This window comes from Aurantiacibacter sp. MUD61 (assembly GCF_027912455.1).
Lineage (GTDB): Bacteria > Pseudomonadota > Alphaproteobacteria > Sphingomonadales > Sphingomonadaceae > Alteraurantiacibacter.
On the sequence record NZ_CP115446.1, the window covers coordinates 2,089,525 to 2,105,703 of the forward strand.

Genomic DNA, 16,179 nt, shown 5'->3' on the forward strand with positions numbered 1-16,179 from the left:
ATGACTAAGCAAGAATTTGCGGCGCTGCATACCAGCGCCGAACCCCTCGTGCTGTTCAACATCTGGGATGCAGGCAGCGCGGTTGCCGTTGCCAATGCAGGGGCCAAAGCGATTGCGACGGGCAGCCTCTCGCTTGCAGGGGCGCAGGGCTTCGATGATGGCGAGCATTTGCCATGGGAAAGACTGCTGGAGACGGTACGTCAGATTGCGGGTGCCAACGACCTGCCGCTCAGCGTGGACATTGAAACCGGATATGCTTCAGATTGCGAAACGCTCGCCGCCAATGGGCGGGCGCTGTGTGATCTTGGCGTCATCGGTTGCAATCTGGAAGATCGGCTCCTTACCGGCGGATTGCGCGATGTTGGCGAGCAGAGCGAACGCATTGCCGCTCTGGCGGAGACCGGCCTCTTCATCAATGCGCGCACCGATGTGTTCCTTGGCCCGTTAATGGCGGGGAATGATCCGAACTCGGCCGATCTGGTCGAACAGGCCCTTGAAAGAGGTGCGGCATACAAGAGAGCAGGCGCAGACGGGTTCTTCGTGCCAGGATTGAGCGATAGCGGTCTGATCGAGAGGCTGTGCGCGGGAACTCCGCTTCCCGTAAACGTGATGCGCCTTCCCGGAATGCCGACCAATGCCAAGCTTGGCGCTTTGGGGGTCGCGCGGATCAGCCACGGGCCCGGCCCCTGGAGGGATGCCATGGCCGCGCTGGAAGCGTCTGCCCGGGCGGCGCTTTCAAGCTGAAGCAGTTCTCCATAAGCCTATTGCCCTGATTTCTTGCCAAATTGCTGCACGCGCCTAGGGTGCGGCGGGCAAGGAAGAAGGGACGCGTAATGATTGGTGGTGCGCTGATACCGCAGCTGGGATGGCTCAAGGAGTATGGCGGCCACAAAGCGGTCAAGGATGTGATCGCCGGTCTGATCCTTGCGATCCTGCTCGTGCCGCAAGCCATGGCTTATGCGCAGCTTGCCGGACTGCCCCCGCAAACCGGCCTGTTTGCTGCGCTCGTCCCGCCGGTTCTCTACATGCTGTTCGGCACCAGCAACTTCGTGTCCATGGGGCCGGTCGCACTGGTATCTTTGATCGTGGCGGAGGCGGCATCGGGCGGCGATCCGGCGCAGGCGGCGATGATTATCGCGGTCGAGGCGGGGATATTACTCGTCCTGCTTGGCGCATTGGGGCTTGGGCGCTTGGTGAATTTTGTAAGCGAGCCTGCCTTGCTGGGTTTCACTGCCGCTGCTGCGGTCCTGATTGCTTTCAGCCAATTGCCAACGCTCTTGGGGCTCGACGTTGCGCGGGCGGGCGATTTGCCGACGGCACTGTCGGCGATCTTGGGCGAGATCGGCAATATCCAGACGCGTACGGCGGTGATCGGCGGAGTTGCCGTGGTCGTGCTCCTCATCCTAAATCGTTTTGCCGCGCCTGCCTTGTGGAAGCTCGGCCTGCACCCGCCTTACCGTCAGGCGGTCGCCAAATCGCTGCCGTTGCTGGTCGTCGTCGCGGCGGCGCTCTTCGCCATGGGCGCGCCCGGGGTCGAGACGGTAGAGCCTGTGGCTGCCGCCCTCCCGCCAATTACCGTTCCCACGATAGATATGGCACTCTGGACATCGCTGCTGCCGAGCAGTGCCGCCGTTGCAATCATCGTTTTCGTCACCGCGACCGCTGTCGCGAAATCGCTCGCCGGGGCGGATCGCAGCCATCTCGACACCAGCCGAGAGGCTGTCGGGCTGGGCATGGGCAATATCGCTGCAGCCTTCACCGGCGGTTATGCGGTGGGCGCGAGCCTCAGCCGGTCGGCGCTGGTGGAGGAAAGCGGGGCAGCCTCCCGCGTCGCATCGGTCGTCGGTTCGGCCGTGGTGCTGGCCGTGCTGCTGTTTCTCGCGCCGCTCCTTGCGTATCTTCCCAAGACTGCACTGGCGGCGCTGGTGATCTCGGCAGTCTTCGGCCTGATCAAGCTCGCCGATATCAAGAACGTCTGGTCGCATGATCGGCTGGAAGGCGCGATTATCGCCATTTGCTTCATCGCCACGCTGATGCTGGGCGTACGGCTGGGCCTCGCGGTCGGCGCGGGCATCAGCATCGTGCATTTTCTGTGGTTCTCCTCGCTGCCCAGAGTCACCCGCATCGGCACAGATGATGGCGGCAAGTCGTTCCGCTCGGTGGCGCGCGAAGACGTCAAAATGCTGGATGAGCCGGTGCTCGTCGTGCGTATCGACCGGTCGCTCTATTTCGCCAATGCTGCCTTCGCCGAAGAGCAGATCATGGAGCGGGTAAGCAGGCATAACAATGTGCATTGCCTTGTGCTCGACATGCGATCGGTAAACGCCGTCGATGCGAGCGGAGCCGCCATGCTGCGCCGCCTGTGCACCCGCCTCAACCTGCAAGGCATCAGGCTGCACTTCGCTGCTTTGCATGAGCCGGTTGCCGAAAGCCTGCAATCCATCGACACCAGCGAGATTGCCTTCCATCGCACTGTGGGGCAGGCGATGGAGTATTGCTCTGCCGATCGGGAGGATGAAAATGACCGCGACTGAGCCCACGACGAGTGATCGCTCACTTTTGGTAAAAATCTGGCAGTTCCCGCTTGTCGCGATGGTGGTGGGCGTGGTGCTTATTGTCGCAGCGGTGGCGCTGGTTTCGGTGTTCATGCGCTTCGTCGTGGTTCCCAATCTGGCAGAGGCATGGGTGGACATTATCGGCGCTGTGCTGATCGTTGTTGTTACCGGCCTGGTCTACAAACTGCTGGTACGCAGGCTCGGCCGCAAGAAGCATGACGATCTGCCGTTCGATGCGCGCGCTTTCACCGATACGGCGAAGGGCTTCGGGATCGGCGCTCTGCTGATTTCGATCTGCGTTGCACTGGCCGCCGTGTTCGGTGCCTATCGCATTACGGGCACAGATGGCTTTGGCGACTGGGCGATGATCATCTTCGTGTTTGGGTTATATGCAGGTTTTTTCGAGGAATTGCTGATCCGCGGCATCGTCCTGCGCTGGCTGGAGGAATTCACCGGCACATGGATCGCGCTGGCGATCAGTGCGCTGGTTTTCGGTTTCCTTCATGCGGGCAATGACAATGCCACTTTCTTTAGCTCGCTCGCGATTTCGATCGAGGCCGGGATTTTGCTTGGCGCCGCCTATATTCTCACCCGCTCGCTCTGGCTGGCAATCGGGATCCATGCAGGCTGGAATGTCGTGCAGGCGCTGTGGGATGTACCGGTGTCTGGCAATCCGACCGAGGGCCCGATTGCCGCGACGCTGGAGGGGCACTGGCTGCTCGCTGGCGGAGGTTTCGGGCTGGAAGCGACAATATTCGCGCTGATCGTGGCGACCAGTGCAGGGATATGGATGCTTTACAAGGCGCAGGCCGTGGGCCGCATCGTGAAGCCGATGTGGAGCCGCAAGGGAACCGAAACCACCGCCTACTGACAGCGCTCCAGATAGGTGTACATCTGATCGTACATTTCATCTGCCGCATCCATTTTCGCACGTATTTCGGCGATGACTTTCGTCGCGCGGAGCTTTTCTTCGGCTGAATAGGTAGACGCCTGCGCTTCGATCAGAGCGATGGAATCGCGCAAATCCTCGCGAAAGCGAGCGCGTTCCTTGGCGACCAGGTTGCGCAATTCGCCGCAAATCTGCGCATCGTTCATCTGTAAGGTGGTCATTGTGGCGGGCTCCTGGATCGCAGGATCGGCTAGGCGCCTATTGCCCCCACCGCACAATGATTGGTCGACGAGCGTCAGCCGCTGCTCTGCCAAATGCTACTCCGCACGCGCCCAGCTGCTGTCTGCAGGCGTCAGCGTGCCGAGAAAGCTTTCGGCCCGGTCGAGATAGGCTTGCTTCTTCTCGTCATCCATCCGGTCCCAATTGGCATAGACCCGGCCGATGCGCGGATTGCTGCCGAAGCGGTCGCGGTGACGGTCCATGAAATACCAGTAGAGCGAATTGAACGGGCACGCGTCCTCCTCGGTCTTCTTGCTGACCGAGTATTTGCAGTCCTTGCAGTAATTGCTCATCTTGTTGATGTAATTGCCGGAGGCCGAATAGGGCTTCGAGGCGAGCTTGCCGCCATCGGCGTAGAGGATCATTGCCGCGACATTGGGCAGTTCGACCCATTGATAGGCATCGGCGTAGACGACCAGATACCAGTCCTGCACTTCGCGCGGATTGATCCCGGCGAGCAGGCAGAAATTGCCCAGCACCATCAGCCGCTGGATGTGGTGCGCGTGGGCATTCTCTTTCGTCGAGCGGATGCTGTCCGAAAGGCAGCGCATATCCGTATCGCCAGTCCAGAAGAATTCGGCAAGCCCGCGCTGCGCGTTCAGCTTATTGTCGCTTTCCAGCCCCGGCATGAAGCGCCAGTAAAAGCCGCGGACATATTCACGCCAGCCGATCAACTGCCGTATGAAACCTTCGACCGAATTGATCGGCGCGGTGCCATCTTCGTAGCATTTCTCCGCCCGCTTGCAGAGTTCGAGCGGATCGAGCAGGCCGAGGTTGATGCTCGTCGAAAGCATCGAATGGTAGAGGTCATCCTGACCATAGACCATCGCGTCCTGATACTTGCCGAACTTCTCGATCCGCTCCTTGAAAAAGGCATCGGCGGCTTTCTCTGCCTCGTCGCGCGTGACTGGCCAGCCGAAATTGTCGAGATCACCGAAGTGGTCGCCAAACTTCTCTTCGACCAAAGCAATGCATTCCTGCGTGATGTCGTCAGGCTCGAACAACGGACGATCGGGAGGGCTCATTTCCTCCTTGGGGGAAGCGCGATTGTCTTCGTCGTAATTCCAGTCGCCGCCCTTGGGCTTGCCGTCCTCGGTCATCAGGATGCCGGTGCGCTTGCGCATTTCGCGGTAGAAATTTTCCATCCGCAGCGTGTCGCGATCCTCCGCCCATTCGTTGAAGTCGGAGAGCGGGCAGATGAAGCGATCATCGGGCAGGATTTCTACCTCGCAATCGAATTTGTCGGGCCATTCCTCGATCGCCTGCTGTACGCGCCATTCGCCTGCTTCGACCACGTGAATGGCGCGGGGCGAGTGCCGCTCCACCGCGCGCGCAATCTCGCCGGTGAAGCTGCCTGCGTTGTCGTTATCCGTCAGCTTGACGTAATCGACCTGCCAGCCGGCATTATCCAGCTCGGCGGCGAAATGACGCATGGCGGAGAAGATCAGCGCGATCTTTTGCTTGTGGTGTTTGACGTAAGTCGCCTCGTCCCAGACTTCCATCATCAGGATGACGGTATCATCTTTGGTGCGCCCCCGGATCGATGCCAGATTGCGGGTCAGCTGGTCCCCGAGGATAGGGACGAGCACCGGGCCGGAATTGTCATTTGCCATAGGCCCCAAATGGCTGCGGGCGGCCTGCGGTTCCTGAGAACCACGGGCCGCCCGCATCATCCGATAGGCTTGAGGTTAGGTCGGTCGCTTAGTCGACTTCGCAACCCAGCGCTTCGGCTTCCTCGCGGAACTCGTCACGCAGCGCCTCGCGGGCGTCTTCGTCGAGATACTCACCCGGGTGATCCGGACGAATTTCTTCCATCAGTTTTTCGCGATTGCCGTTCCGATATTCTTCGAAATAGTGGCGGTAGACGCATGGGCCGATGCCGTTGCCGGTGATGTACTCAGCACCCACGACGCGGGCCGCATCATCGCGCTCTTCGGTCAGCAGCATGTGGACCAGCGCGCGGCGCACGCCGGTGTCGAATGCGGCATAGGCGAAGGACGTTTCCAGCGCAGCCTTTGCACCTTCAGGCACCTCATCCACGCTCGGATCGAGCAAATAGCTGAGGTAATAGCCGTACAGCGGATAGGGGTGGTCGTTTTCCATCAAATTGGCATCGATGAAACGATCACGCGCTACTGCATATTGCGACGGATCTTCGAAAGACCGGCGCAGGGCCACGTCGGCATAATAATAGGCCGCAGTGGTGTTCTCCGCATCGATTTCGAGCACGCGCTGGGCAAGGCTTTCAGCCTCGTCATAATTGCGGGCATCGAATTCGGCTTCGAGCGCGGCGAGCAATACCGCTGTGCTGTTGGGATATTCCGCAACGAGGCTGCGTGCCTCGCGAACCAGTCGCTGCGCTTCGTCTTCATCGACACCGCGCTTCGACCGGATCATCAGGCTCATGCGAGCTTCTTCAGCTTCGTCGAGCTGGCGGATTTCGACCTCGGGTTCGGCCTGTACGGCATAGGGAACGCGCAGGGTTCGCGCACGACCGGTGCGGAATTCCTCTAGTTCGTCATACAGGACGTCAAGATCGCCGAATGCCCGCTCAGCCGCTTCCATGACCGGCGCACCTTCTGCGATCGCCTGCATGTAGGTGGTCATCTGGCCACGACGATCAGCGTTCAGGTTGAGGTGGCTCGCGATCAGCCAGCCGTGCGCATAGGTGCGACCGACGGTGTAACGATCGCCGCGTGCCGGCGGATCGAACGTTGCTTCGAGATCGAGAGGAATCGATGTGAGCGATGCGCTACGCCAGGTCGGCACATCGCCAATGATGAAGTAGTCTTCTTCGAACTGCAGATTGGAAAACAGCTCTGCAAAGCCTTCACTGTACCACAGTGGGTACGGCGCATCGGCATGCTGGAACATGAAATAGTGCACATATTCATGAAAGAGCACGGCCTTTGGCTCGAGCTGCATTGCACTATCAATGTCCTGCGCGCGGCTGCGACCACTGCGCGAATTGCGCTGGCGCGGCACGAACGCCACGGCGCCGGTGGCGCGTGGAATGAAGAATCCGCCGATGCCGGCATTGCGATTGCCCACGGCGAGCGATGCCATGTCACGCGTCTGGCCGTAACGGAACACCGTCACCTTCGTTGAAGGCGGCAGGCTGCCGTCATCGGCGCCGACACCGGTCATCAGGCGCAGCACTTCATCGAGGCGCTCCAGATCCTGCACGTAGTCGATCGTCGCTTCTTCGGAATCTTCCGAATAAAGAATGAAGTGCGCGCTTTCGGCGCGATACCAATCGCGTGCAGCGGCTGTCTGAGCCGTCAGGCCCAGCGCAAGTAAAACGGCGGTAAATCCGCCAAGAATTCGTTTGAACATTCCAGTGCCCGTCCCGTTAGCTATCTGGTGGTGAGATTCGCCACACTATTGATGGGTTTAACAGGACGCAAGTGGCCCTTGGCACTAATCCAGATTGGGTCGCAGCCAACGCTCCGCCTCTGCCAGCGGGATGCCGCGGCGATTGGCGTAGTCCTCCAGCTGATCGCTCCCCACGCGGGCCACGCCGAAATACTGGCTTTCGGGATGACCAAAGTAAAAGCCGCTCACCGCCGCAGTTGGCAGCATGGCAAAGCTTTCGGTCAGCTTCAACCCGACGTTTTCCTGCGCATTCAGCAAATCGAACAGGATGGGCTTGAGCGAATGATCGGGGCACGCCGGATAGCCCGGTGCAGGGCGAATGCCGCGATATTCTTCCTTGATAAGCTGTGCGTTGGTCAGGTTTTCATCGGGCGCATAGCCCCACAGATCGATGCGGGTGTGCTGGTGCAGCCGTTCGGCAAAGGCTTCGGCCAGCCGGTCTGCCAGAGCTTTCAATAGGATGTCCGAATAATCGTCCTTGTCGGCCTGGAAGCGCTCGATATGCGGTTCGATCCCGTGGATGCCCACGGCAAAGCCGCCGATCCAGTCGCCCGCGGGATCGATGAAATCGGCAAGGCACATATTCGCCCGCTCGCGCGATTTGCGCACCTGCTGGCGCAGGAAGGGTAGCAGGACATGCTCTTCCTGATCGGCGAGGTGAACAGTCACATCGTCGCCATCGCGCGCGCACGGCCAGAAGCCGGCTACGCCCCGGGCGGTGAGCCATTTCTCGCTCACGATCTGGTCTAACATCGCATTGGCATCGGCAAAGAGCTGGGTCGCGGTTTCGCCCACCACTTCGTCCTTCAGGATCTTGGGATAGGTGCCGTGCAATTCCCACGCGCGGAAGAAAGGCGTCCAGTCGATACATTCGCGCAAGTCCGCGAGGTCCCAATCGTCGAAGACATGGATACCCGGCTTTGCGGGCGGGGCGGGCTTGTCCGACAGATAGGCGTCGTAATAATTGGCGCGCGCGTCTTCGATGCTCAGCAGCACGCTCGGCGTCTTGCCTTCGCGGGCGAGACGGACTTTTTCATATTCGCCTGCAACTTCGCCGACGAATTCGGGCTTGGCCGTGTCGGAAAGGAGTTTGGAGGCGACACCAACCGCGCGGCTCGCATCGAGCACGTGGATCACCGGACCATCGTAATTGGTGTCGATTTTCAGCGCGGTGTGGACCTTGCTGGTGGTGGCCCCGCCGATGAGCAACGGTATGTCCATCTCGGCATTCTGCATCTCTTCGGCCACCGTCACCATCTCGTCGAGCGACGGAGTGATGAGGCCCGACAGGCCGATGATATCGGCTTTTTCCACGCGCGCGGTTTCGAGGATATTGCTCCACGGCACCATCACCCCAAGGTCGATGACATCATAGCCGTTACACTGCAGCACGACGCCGACGATATTCTTGCCGATATCGTGCACGTCTCCTTTCACCGTCGCCATGATGATCTTGCCCTTGGACTTGCGCTCCTCTTCGGGAAGCAGGTCTTTCTCCGCCTCGATGAAGGGGATGAGGTGGGCGACGGCTTTTTTCATCACGCGCGCGGATTTGACGACTTGCGGCAGGAACATCTTGCCGCTGCCGAACAGGTCGCCAACGACATTCATGCCGTCCATCAGCGGGCCTTCGATGACCTCGATCGGGCGATTGGCGGCTTGGCGCGCTTCCTCGGTATCTTCGACGATATGCGCATCGATGCCTTTGACGAGCGCGTGTTCGAGCCGCTTGGTGACGGGAAGCGAGCGCCATTCCTGTGCGGCTTTCTCGTCCTTTTCAGTGGTTCCGCGATAGCTTTCGGCGAGATCGACCAATCGCTCTGCTGCGTCCTCACGGCGGGCGAGGATCACGTCTTCGCAAAGCTCGCGCAATTGCGGGTCGATGGCGTCGTACACATCGAGCTGTCCCGCATTGACGATCGCCATGTCGAGGCCGGCGGGGATCGCGTGATAGAGAAAGACCGAGTGCATCGCGCGGCGCACGGTCTCATTACCCCGGAAGCTGAAGGAGAGGTTGGAGAGGCCGCCGCTGGTCTTCGCGTGTGGGCAGCGCTGCTTGATCTCGGCCACCGCCTCGATGAAGTCGAGACCGTAGCGATCATGCTCGGCAATGCCGGTGGCGACTGCGAAGATGTTGGGATCGAAAATGATGTCTTCTGGCGGAAAACCGTTTGCGACCAGCAGTTCGTAGGCGCGTGAGCAGATTTCGACCTTGCGTTGCTTGGTGTCCGCCTGGCCGACCTCGTCGAACGCCATAACCACCACGGCAGCGCCGTAGTCACGGCATTTTTTGGCTTGCTCGAGGAATTGCTCTTCGCCTTCTTTCATCGAAATGGAGTTCACGATCGGCTTGCCCGAAACGCATTTCAGCCCCGCCTCGATCACATCCCACTTCGACGAATCGATCATGATCGGCACGCGGGCGATGTCCGGCTCCGCTGCAATCAGCTTGAGGAAGGTCGTCATTGCCTTTTCAGCGTCGAGCAGGCCTTCATCCATGTTCACATCGATGATCTGCGCGCCGTTCTCGACCTGCTGCCGCGCGACTTCGACGGCCGTCGCATAGTCGTCGCCCATAATGAGCTTCTTAAACCGTGCTGAGCCGGTGACATTGGTGCGCTCACCGATATTGATGAAGCGGGCGGTGGAATTGTCGGTCATTGTGTGTCCGTAAATCAGGCGGCGACGACGAAGGGCTCGAGCCCTGCGAGCCGCATCTTGGTGTCGCGTTCGGGCACTTTGCGCGGGGCAACGCCCTCGACGCGCTTGGCCATCGCGGCGATGTGATCGGGAGTGGAGCCGCAGCAGCCGCCGAGGATATTCACGCGGCCATTGTCGGCCCAGATGCCGGTGAGTTTCGCGGTGGTCTCCGGCAGCTCATCATATTCGCCCAGCTCGTTCGGCAGGCCTGCATTCGGATAGGCGAGCAACAGCGTATCGGCGATGTCGGAGAGGACCTGCACATGCGGGCGCAGCTGGTCGGCGCCGAAGCTGCAATTCAGGCCGATCGTGACGGGGTTGGCGTGACGCACGGCGTTCCAGAATGCCTCGACCGTGTGGCCTGACAAATTGCGGCCCGACAGGTCGGTGAGCGTCATTGAGAGCATGATCGGCACATCACGACCCAGCTTTTCGGACAATTGCTTCACCGCCATGATCCCGGCCTTGGCGTTGAGCGTGTCGAAAATCGTTTCGATCAGGATGAAATCGACCCCGCCTTCGACTAGCGCCTCTGCCTGGTCGAGATAGACCGAGGTCAGGTAATCGAAGTCGATCTCGCGGTAGCCCGGATCCTCGACATCGGGGCTAAGCGACAGGGTCTTGTTGGTCGGTCCGATAGCTCCTGCAACAAAGCGCGGGCGGCCATCTTTGGCGGCATATTCGTCCGCACATTTGCGCGCGATCCGGGCGGAGGCGATATTGATATCGCGCACCAGCGCCTCTGCCGCGTAATCGGCCTGGCTGATCGTGTTGGCGGAGAAGGTGTTGGTCGAAACCACATCCGATCCGGCTTCCAGATAGGCGCGGGTGATGTCGGCAATCACATCCGGGCGGGTGAGGGCGAGGATGTCGTTATTGCCCTTCTGGTCGGCTTTCAGGCCAAGGTCGCCCGCGTAATCCTCTTCGGACAGCTTGCGCTCCTGTATCTGCGTGCCGAACGCCCCGTCGAAAATCAGGATGCGCTTGGCGGCTTCCGCATCGAGTTGTTCGCGGGCGTTCATGATGAGGTCCCCACAGGTCGGCGACCGAGCATATGACAAATCGCATAGGCAAGGTCGGCACGGTTCAAAGTGTAGAAATGGAACTGGCGCACACCGCCAGCATAGAGGCGGCGGCAAAGCTCCGCAGCGACGGTTGCCGCGACCAGCTGGCGCGAGGCGGGGCGTTCATCGAGCCCTTCGAACAGTCCGTCCATCCAGTCGGGGATCACTGCGCCGCATTGTCCGGCAAATTTGCGCGCCTGCGCGACATTCGTCACCGGAAGGATACCCGGCACCATCGGCGCGTCGATCCCATTGGCTTTGCAATTGTCTGAAAAGTCGAAGAATTTCTCTGCCGAGAAGAAGAACTGGGTGATCCCGCGCGATGCGCCTGCATCGATCTTGCGCTTGAGATTGTCGAGATCGGCCTGCGGGCAATCGGCATCGGGATGGGTTTCCGGATAAGCGGCGACCGAAATCTCGAAATCGGCCACTTCCTTCAGACCGCTGACCAGTTCCGCTGCATTGGTGTAGCCATCGGGATGCGGGACGAAAGGCGCGCCCGGCTCGCCCGCATCCCCGCGCAAGGCGACGATATGGCGCACGCCAGCTTCCCAATATGCTTCTGCGATTTTCTGCGTTTCCGCCTTGCTGGCATCGACACAGGTCAGGTGCGCGGCAGCGGGAATGCCGGTTTCCCGGATGATGCGCGCCACGGTGTTATGCGTACGTTCCCGCGTGGAGCCGCCTGCGCCATAGGTGACCGAAACGAATTCCGGGGCGAGCGGGGCGAGTTCCTGCACCGCGTCCCACAATTTCTCTTCCATCTTCTCCGTCTTGGGCGGGAAGAATTCGAAACTTACGTCGATGTCGCCGGGCAGTCCGGAGAACAGCGGCGTCTCGCGCGAGCGGCGCTTTTCATGCGCTTCATCCAGCGTAACGGCACCGGGGAAAGGTGTGATGGGAGGGGCGGCGCTCATCAGGCGATCTCTCTTTCTTGAGGGGCTGGGTGCGCGATACGCGTCGCGGACCAGATTTTGACTGTCAATTCTCGGCCCGGCACTTCTACCGGGTCGGCCGGATCGAAGCCGGCTTCGGCCAGCAATTTGGCCATGGTGGCATCGGCAAAGCCAAGGCGGGCATGGGCGTGGCGGGTGCGCAGTTCGTCAAGCTCGTGCCGCGCAAGATCGACGACGGCGATACGACCCCCGGATCGCGTGACGCGCGCAGCCTCTTTGAGCGCCAGTGCGGGGTCGTGCGCGAAATGCAACACCTGGTGCAGCAGCACCGTATCGAAGCTGGCTGCGGGGAAAGGCAGGTTCGTAAAATCGCCCTGCGCCAGCTCGACCTTGTCCGGCGCAATCGCCTGCAGGCGGGCGCGGGCGACACGTAACATGTCGAGGCTTTTGTCGAGCGCAACGATATGGCTCGCATGGGGTGCCAGCAATTCGGTTATGCGCCCGGTGCCGGTGCCGATGTCGAGCAAATGCCCGATCGGAGCATCGGCGAGGGCGGCAATCAGGGCCTCTTCGCTAGCCTTCTCCGGCCCATGGATTTCGCGCAAAGTGTCCCACTCGTCCGCATGGCGAGCGAAATAGCGGTCTGCCTCTTTCTCCCGCGCATCGCGAATGGTGGCGAGGCGATTGCGATCGGCTTCGGATTGCTCGGAGAAATCTGCATCTTCGCGCTCGGCAGTGGCGAACAGTCGGTTCAGCGCATCGCCGATGGGGCAGGGTGAGGCCTCGCGCAGGAAGACCGAATTGCCTTCCTTGCGCCGCTCCACCAGCCCGGCATCGACAAGCCGCGCCACATGTTGGGAAACGCGCGGCTGGCTCTGCCCAAGCACCTGCGCGATCTCGCCGACCGACAATTCCATCTGCGCAACCAGCCGCATCACGCGCAGGCGCGAGCTGTCCGAGAGGGCACGAAGGGCAGGTTCGATCTGCATTGATATAAGCATATAACGAAATTGTTATATGCTGAAAGAGGGCAATGCGGTTTCTTTGGAAACCTTCTTTCTTTCTATGCGTCGGCTTTTGCGCGTTTCGGCTGTATTGAGCGGGCTGGGATGCTCAGTGTGACATTGGTGCCGTCGTCACCTGTCTCAACGTTGATTTCGGCATTGAGCCGTGATGCCAGATCGCGCACGATCCGCGCACCTAGATTACCTTCTTTTGGCCACGCTGAATCTTCAGGCAGACCAGAACCGTCATCGCTGACCGACAGGCAAATGGTATCCCCATCGGACTGCCAAAGTCGAACTTCGACAATACCTCCATCTTTTTCATCAAAGGCGTGCTGTAGGGCGTTGGTGAGCAATTCGGAGACCAACAGGCCAACTTGAGAAGAGGCATCGAGCGAGGCATTCAAGCGTTCAGTCTGCATGTTGAGACGAACTTCGCTCTTGCCATCAAGCATGTTCAGGGCGCTGCATACGCGCGAAACGTACGCACCCAAGGCGATGCTTCCGCCTTCGAATTTACCGGTTCGCGTGAACTCGTCATAAAGAAGGTTCAGCGCTTCCACGCGATTGGCGAGCACTTCAAGAGCCGACTTCGCGTCGCGAGTTTGCTTGGCCTCCATACGGATCAGCGCGAGCAGCATTGCAAGGTGGTTCTTCACGCGGTGCTGAACTTCTCGCAGCGATTCATCCAGCTTGGCGGCTCGTGCTGTGGCGCTGTTTTGTTCGGGACAAATCGTTTGGATGCCCATGAAATGGGTCACTTTTCCACCATCGTCCTGCAAAGGAACGATCATCAGGCGATTGATGAACTTCTCACCATCGGAACGGTAATTGACAATGTCCGTCGTAACCTCGCGGCCCTTTTCCAGAGCTTCCCTAATCTCCTCCCTCGTTGCCGGATCGGTATCTTCGCCCTGGAGGAAACGGCAGTTCTTCCCGATAATGGCTTCGCGGTGGAAGCCGGTCATCCGTTCGAAGGCGCTGTTGACATAGATCAGCGGCCGGTCTTCCAGCTGCGCATCTGCTATCACCAGCGAAATGGGGAGGTCTTGCATCGTGCGTGCGGAAATTCCCGCAGGCAGGTGCTCAGCCGCGCTTTCTGCGCGGGCTACGCGTTTCGAATTCTCTGACATCACGATCCCTTATTTCGTCCGCCATAAAATAAATGGAACAGCCCTAAAAACGAAGCATAGTCTTTAGACTAAATTAGACAAAGCTGTAAGGGTCGATATCGACCCCCACGCGCACTCCCGGCGGATGATCCACCTGCCGCAGCCAATCGCGGATTACCGCCTGCAAATTCGCCGTGCGCCGCGCATTGAGCAATAGCCGGTAGCGGTAGCGATTGCGCAACAGCGCGAGCGGCGCCGGTGCCGGGCCAAGGATCATCACATCATCCAGGAAGGGCCGCGTCGTGCCGATGCGGTTTGCGGCTTCGCGTGCCTCCGCATCGTCCTCGCTTGAGACGATGATGGCGGCCCAGCGCCCGAATGGCGGCGCGCCTGCGTGGCGGCGGGATTCCGTCTCGGCCTCGTAAAAGGCATCGCGATCCCCGGCTTCGAGAGCGGCGATAACCGGCGCATCGGGATGGCGCGTCTGGATCAGGACCTCTCCGGGTTTTGAGCCTCGCCCCGCGCGCCCGGCGACCTGCGCCACCTGTTGGTAAGTCCGCTCCGCCGCGCGCAGATCTCCGCCTTCGAGGCCGAGGTCTGCGTCGATCACCCCCACCAGCGTCAATTCGGGAAAGTGAAATCCCTTGGTGACCAGCTGCGTCCCGACGATGACATCGATGGCCTTTGCCTCGGCCTGCGCGACGAATTCTGCCGCCTTCTCGGGTGAATTGATCGTGTCCGACGTGACGAGTGCGACCCGTGCATCGGGGAGAATGTCGGCGACTTCATCGGCAATGCGTTCAACACCCGGACCGCAGGCGACGAGGCAATCCTCTTCGCCGCATTCGGGGCATTTTTCAGGCGGTTTGGTCTCATGCCCGCAATGGTGGCACGAGAGGCGTCGGCTGAGCCGATGCTCGACCAGCCACGCGCTGCAATTGGGGCACTGGAAGCGGAACCCGCAGTTCCGGCACAACGTCAGCGGCGCATAGCCGCGACGGTTGAGGAAAAGCAGCGATTGCTCGCCTTTCTCCAGCCGGTCTTCCAGTGCCGCGCGCAAAGGTGCCGCGATCCATGCGCCTCGGCCGGGCTGTTCTTCCGTAAGGTTGACCAGCTTGATCGTCGGCAGAGTTGCGCCGCCATAGCGGCTGGGGAGCACGAGTTTTTCGTAGGTTCCGCTATCCGCCATATGCAGGCTTTCGAGCGCGGGGGTGGCGCTGGCGAGCACGACAGGGATCCGCTCGAAATGGCTGCGCATCACCGCGACATCGCGTGCGTTGTAGCGCACGCCGTCTTCCTGCTTGAAACTGATTTCATGCGCTTCATCGACCACGATGAGGCCGAGATTGGCATAAGGCAGGAACAGCGCCGACCGCGCGCCGACCACCACCTGCGCCTCGCCGCTCGCAATCGCGCGCCATGCACGGCGGCGCTCGGTCGATTTGAGGCTGGAGTGCCAGACGATGGGCGCGGTGCCGAAACGGTCCTCGAACCGGCTGAGGAAAGCTTCGGTCAGCGCGATTTCGGGAAGCAGGACGAGTACTTGCCGGTCCTGCCTCAGCGCCTGCGCCACAGCTTCGAAATAGGTTTCGGTCTTGCCCGATCCGGTGACCCCGTCGAGCAGGAAAGGCGCGAATTCCTCGGCCTGCACCGCCTCCACCAGCCGCGCCGCGACGCTTTGCTGGTCTTCGCTGAGGTCGACTACCGCATGGCCCGGCGCGGCGCGGGGGTAGGGGCGGTCGACATCGACTTCGACCGGCTCCAGCACGCCCTGGTTGACGAGGCCGCGCAGTACGCCCTCCGATACACCTGCAATTCCTGCAAGCTCCCGGATAGTCGCCTGCTCGCCTTCGAGTGCTTCCAGAGCCGCTTCGCGTTGCGGCGTCATCCGCTCTGGCATGCCGCCGGAAAGGCGATACTCGGTCATCGTGGCCGGACCACGCAGCGCGCCGCCGCTGGAGATCACCATCCGCGCAACCGCTGCCATCGGGGCGATGTAATAGTCTGCGGTCCATTCGATCAGCCGTCGCAGTTCCGCGCGGATCGGCGGCACGTCGACCAGTCCCAACAGCGGGCGCAGCTTCGCATCGGGCACCGAGTTCGCCGGAAGTTTCGCCTCTTCCCACACGATGCCCATGATCTGCCGCGGCCCCAGTGGCGCAACGACCACGCTGCCATATTCGACCGACATTCCATCCGGCATGCGATAATCGAGCGGACCAAGCGCGGCGTTCATCACCAGTAGTCGGGCACGGTTTATGGACATTGGCGTTATATGGGCAACGCCCCCACGTGGCGGCAAGAA

General features: G+C 60.7%; 12 protein-coding genes. 3 read left to right on the forward strand and 9 right to left on the reverse strand.

The features are described from left to right. The 3 genes from O2N64_RS10000 to O2N64_RS10010 all read left to right on the forward strand — a co-directional run bounded on the left by O2N64_RS10000 (position 1) and on the right by O2N64_RS10010 (position 3,426). On the forward strand, positions 1 to 744 hold the full coding sequence (locus O2N64_RS10000; protein WP_271077464.1) for an isocitrate lyase/PEP mutase family protein: 744 nt from the start codon (positions 1 to 3) through the stop codon (positions 742 to 744). 89 nt (positions 745 to 833) lie between these two features. Beyond that, on the forward strand, positions 834 to 2,534 hold the full coding sequence (locus tag O2N64_RS10005) for a SulP family inorganic anion transporter (protein WP_271077465.1): 1,701 nt from the start codon (positions 834 to 836) through the stop codon (positions 2,532 to 2,534). Next, entirely contained in the window at positions 2,521 to 3,426 is a 906-nt protein-coding gene (locus O2N64_RS10010) for a CPBP family intramembrane glutamic endopeptidase (protein WP_271077466.1), read from the forward strand. Before O2N64_RS10005 ends, O2N64_RS10010 begins: the two co-directional genes overlap by 14 nt. On the opposite strand, the gene O2N64_RS10015 is transcribed toward O2N64_RS10010, so the two are convergent. The 9 genes from O2N64_RS10015 to O2N64_RS10055 all read right to left on the reverse strand — a co-directional run bounded on the left by O2N64_RS10015 (position 3,420) and on the right by O2N64_RS10055 (position 16,134). Further along, positions 3,420 to 3,665 carry a hypothetical protein gene (locus O2N64_RS10015; protein WP_271077467.1) on the reverse strand — a complete coding sequence of 82 codons (246 nt, stop codon included), beginning with the start codon at positions 3,663 to 3,665 and terminating at the stop codon, positions 3,420 to 3,422. The two genes, O2N64_RS10010 and O2N64_RS10015, sit on opposite strands and share 7 nt — an antisense overlap. A gap of 96 nt (positions 3,666 to 3,761) precedes the next feature. After that, positions 3,762 to 5,336: a cryptochrome/photolyase family protein gene (locus O2N64_RS10020; protein WP_271077468.1), complete on the reverse strand. Its 1,575-nt coding sequence runs from the start codon at positions 5,334 to 5,336 to the stop codon at positions 3,762 to 3,764. Positions 5,337 to 5,424: 88 nt separating this feature from the next. After that, complete coding sequence (locus O2N64_RS10025; RefSeq protein WP_271077469.1) at positions 5,425 to 7,059, reverse strand: hypothetical protein; 1,635 nt, start codon at positions 7,057 to 7,059, stop codon at positions 5,425 to 5,427. Positions 7,060 to 7,143: 84 nt separating this feature from the next. After that, positions 7,144 to 9,759, reverse strand: a complete 2,616-nt coding sequence (gene metH, locus O2N64_RS10030; protein WP_271077470.1) for a methionine synthase — start codon at positions 9,757 to 9,759, stop codon at positions 7,144 to 7,146. 14 nt (positions 9,760 to 9,773) lie between these two features. Continuing rightward, a complete protein-coding gene (locus O2N64_RS10035) occupies positions 9,774 to 10,820 on the reverse strand; it encodes a homocysteine S-methyltransferase family protein (protein WP_271077471.1) in 1,047 nt (348 codons plus the stop codon). Continuing rightward, a complete protein-coding gene (gene metF / locus O2N64_RS10040; RefSeq protein WP_271077472.1) occupies positions 10,817 to 11,779 on the reverse strand; it encodes a methylenetetrahydrofolate reductase [NAD(P)H] in 963 nt (320 codons plus the stop codon). The genes O2N64_RS10035 and metF overlap by 4 nt, the downstream gene beginning before the upstream one ends. Beyond that, positions 11,779 to 12,759 carry an ArsR/SmtB family transcription factor gene (locus O2N64_RS10045; protein ID WP_271077473.1) on the reverse strand — a complete coding sequence of 327 codons (981 nt, stop codon included), beginning with the start codon at positions 12,757 to 12,759 and terminating at the stop codon, positions 11,779 to 11,781. The genes metF and O2N64_RS10045 overlap by 1 nt, the downstream gene beginning before the upstream one ends. 62 nt (positions 12,760 to 12,821) lie before the next feature. Next, positions 12,822 to 13,817 carry a PAS domain-containing protein gene (locus O2N64_RS10050; RefSeq protein ID WP_271077474.1) on the reverse strand — a complete coding sequence of 332 codons (996 nt, stop codon included), beginning with the start codon at positions 13,815 to 13,817 and terminating at the stop codon, positions 12,822 to 12,824. A 151-nt stretch (positions 13,818 to 13,968) separates the two neighbouring features. Further along, positions 13,969 to 16,134: a primosomal protein N' gene (locus O2N64_RS10055; RefSeq protein ID WP_271079640.1), complete on the reverse strand. Its 2,166-nt coding sequence runs from the start codon at positions 16,132 to 16,134 to the stop codon at positions 13,969 to 13,971. Between the last annotated feature and the right edge of the window lie 45 nt (positions 16,135 to 16,179).

Bases quoted from the DNA above. Each gene is read 5' to 3' on its own strand.
- metH (WP_271077470.1), bottom strand. From the start codon at position 9,759: ATGACCGACAATTCCACCGCCCGCTTCATCAATATCGGTGAGCGCACC.
- O2N64_RS10025 (WP_271077469.1), bottom strand. From the start codon at position 7,059: ATGTTCAAACGAATTCTTGGCGGATTTACCGCCGTTTTACTTGCGCTG.
- O2N64_RS10045 (WP_271077473.1), bottom strand. From the start codon at position 12,759: ATGCTTATATCAATGCAGATCGAACCTGCCCTTCGTGCCCTCTCGGAC.
- metF (WP_271077472.1), bottom strand. From the start codon at position 11,779: ATGAGCGCCGCCCCTCCCATCACACCTTTCCCCGGTGCCGTTACGCTG.
- O2N64_RS10005 (WP_271077465.1), top strand. From the start codon at position 834: ATGATTGGTGGTGCGCTGATACCGCAGCTGGGATGGCTCAAGGAGTAT.
- O2N64_RS10010 (WP_271077466.1), top strand. From the start codon at position 2,521: ATGACCGCGACTGAGCCCACGACGAGTGATCGCTCACTTTTGGTAAAA.
- O2N64_RS10000 (WP_271077464.1), top strand. From the start codon at position 1: ATGACTAAGCAAGAATTTGCGGCGCTGCATACCAGCGCCGAACCCCTC.
- O2N64_RS10050 (WP_271077474.1), bottom strand. From the start codon at position 13,817: ATGCAAGACCTCCCCATTTCGCTGGTGATAGCAGATGCGCAGCTGGAA.
- O2N64_RS10015 (WP_271077467.1), bottom strand. From the start codon at position 3,665: ATGACCACCTTACAGATGAACGATGCGCAGATTTGCGGCGAATTGCGC.
- O2N64_RS10020 (WP_271077468.1), bottom strand. From the start codon at position 5,336: ATGGCAAATGACAATTCCGGCCCGGTGCTCGTCCCTATCCTCGGGGAC.
- O2N64_RS10035 (WP_271077471.1), bottom strand. From the start codon at position 10,820: ATGAACGCCCGCGAACAACTCGATGCGGAAGCCGCCAAGCGCATCCTG.